Raw genomic sequence first — 219 nt, forward strand, 5'->3', positions numbered from 1 at the left:
GCTCCGCTACGGACGTTTAAGGAAGCCGTGTCTACATAAAGGCTTTGCGTTGTTGGCGCCGCAGGAGCTGCAGCTGCTACCGGTGTTTCAGAAAGATATGCTTTTGCAACATAGCCAGTTTGTCCATTATAGCTAATTTGGAAGAATCCGTTTTGTTCATTGGATACTTCAAGCTTTTGTCCGAGCTTCACGCTTCCTAGTACTCCATATTGTGCACCC

1 protein-coding gene is annotated in these 219 nt (G+C 47.0%); it reads right to left on the bottom strand.

All coding sequences use genetic code 11. The features are described 5' to 3' along the window. On the bottom strand, window positions 1-191 hold a 191-nt coding region (locus AAHB12_RS31600), incomplete at its 3' end, for an SH3 domain-containing protein (protein WP_342048974.1). Window positions 192-219 lie beyond the last annotated feature (28 nt).

Source organism: Bacillus sp. OTU530 (assembly GCF_038440375.1).